A 2,446-nucleotide genomic window follows, 5' to 3' on the forward strand; every position below is an offset into this window, starting at 1 on the left:
ACTTTCCTTATCAGCAGCCAACTATCCAGCTTATTTTGCAGCTTTGCAACAAGACGAAGCGATCGCCGCAGATGATGCTCATACTGATTCTAGAACTAAAGAATTTTCTGCGTCTTACTCAAGATTAAACATCACCTCTATACTCGATACACCCATTAGGCTGGAGGGAAAGACCGTAGGAGTTTTATGTCTGGAAGCAGTGGGAGTTACTCATCATTGGACGCTAGAAGACCAAAATTTCGCTCGCTCTCTGGGCAATTTAACATCCTTGGTGTTGGAGGCAAAAGAACGCCAACGCGCAGAAGCAGCGCGACGGGCTTCTGAAGAAAAGTTAGCATCAGCTTTTCGGTCATCTCCCGATCCAATTGCCTTAATTACTGTTCTCAATAAACGCTATGTCGAAGTTAACGACAGTTTTTGTCGATTTTTTGGTTATTCTCGCTCTCAGGTGATCAATCGCACCGATCAAGAATTGAATATTTGGGTGAATCCAGAAGAATATAATTTTCTCACTCATATCTTGCAACAAACAAAAGCCATCCGCAACTATGAGATTGATGTCTGCACTTCAACAGGAGAAATCAGGACAACACTTTTGAGTGCGGAAATGATCAAGATTTATGGACAATGGTACGTACTAGGCACCGCCAAAGATATTACTGAACGCAAGCAGGCAGAAAATGAAAGTCGTTTGTTACTGTTGACAACCCAAGCCATCACTCGCGGTAGTAATGTCAACAGCGCCTTAATGGTGGTATTGCGCTTAATTTGTCATACCATTGGCTGGGATTTTGGTGAAGCATGGATACCTAATGAAGACAGAACTGTTTTAGAACACAGTCTGGGCTGGTACGGTGAGCAGAGTAGTTTAGAAGAATTTTGCCGCCAAAGTCAAGCCGTGAAATTTCCTTTGGGAGTGGGACTACCAGGAAGAGTTTGGCAGAACCAGGAGCCAGAATGGATAGAAGATGTTTCTAAAGTTACACAACCAATTTTTTTGCGATCGCGACAAGCAGCCAAAGTAGGATTAAAAGCTGGTTTTGGTGTTCCCATAGTCTCTGGGAAGCAAGTATTAGCGGTTTTAGTATTTTTTAAACGTAGTTCAGTATTGGTAGATCGACGTTTGCTTTTGCTAGTCAGTGCCGTTGCTGCTCAGTTGGGTGGGTTGATTGAGCGCAAAACCCTAGAACAAGAACTAGCACTCAGAGAAGCTCGCCTCAATGCCTTTTTTAGTAGTGCCCCCGTTGGCATGAACATCGTAGATAATCAACTACGGTTTGTGCAAATCAACCAACTGCTAGCGGAGATTAATGGACTACCCCAGCAAGATCATATTGGCCAGAGAATTTATGAAGTCTTACCCCAGATGTCCCCCGTAGTGGAACCAATTTATCAACAGGTTTTATTGACAGGTAAACCCATTCTCAATCAAGAATTAAGCAGCGCATCAATTCAACAACCAAATATTACCCGCCACTTCTTAGCTTCTTATTTTCCGATTCCTGGTGAAGACGATCGCCCCTCTGGTGTCGGCACAGTTTTAGTAGAAATTAGCTATCGCAAACACATTGAACAAGAACTGCGTTCAGCTAACGAACGCCTACAATATCTGCTCACCTCTAGTCCTGTAGTCATTTATAGCAGCAAAACATCAGAGGATTGTAGCACGACCTTTATCAGTGAGAACGTTAAAGAAATGGTGGGCTACGAAGCGCGTGTTTTTATTGAGAATTCTAGTTTCTGGCTTCATCACGTCCACCCACAAGATATTAAACTCATCTCAGAAAAATTTAAGCAGCTTGTTGAGCAGGAGTACATTTCCTACGAATATCGTTGGTTACACGCTGATGGAACCTATCACTGGTTCTACGAAAAGATGAGGTTAATTTATGACGAAGCTAACTATCCTATAGAATGCGTTGGTTATTGGGCAGACATTAACGATCGCAAATTGGCAGAAATAGCTTTGCAGTCAGGTCAGCAGCGATATCAACTTTTAGCAGAAACCTCACCAGCTTGTATATTTCACGCTGACGTAGATGGCAATATTTTATATTTTAATCAACGCTGGAGTGAGATTACTGGATGCAGTTTAGAAGAGTCTCTGGGAACAGGTTGGGCAAATGCCGTACATCCAGACGACCGCGAGCAGTTCTTGTTGGTATGGAATCAAGCAAGAACCACTAAAAAAATGTATAAGTACGAGCATCGTTTTTTGCGTGCTGATAGTACAGTCGTCTGGGTAATTTGTCAGGCTTTACCAGAATTTGGAGAAGATGGAAAAATTAAAGGTTACATCGGTACAATTACAGATATTACCGAGAGAAAGTTAGCCGAAGAAGCCTTGCGTGAGAGTGCAGAACGCGAAAGAGCGATCGCCCAAGTAATTCAAAGAATGCGCCAAACACTCGATTTAGAAACGATATTTGCGAATACAACCGCAGAA

General features: G+C 42.7%; 1 protein-coding gene. It reads left to right on the top strand.

Annotated elements, in window-relative coordinates; all coding sequences use genetic code 11:
- On the top strand, positions 1 to 2,446 hold a 2,446-nt coding region (locus RRG12_RS43030; RefSeq protein ID WP_420763279.1), incomplete at both ends, for a PAS domain S-box protein.

The organism is Nostoc sp. CALU 546, assembly GCF_048836525.1.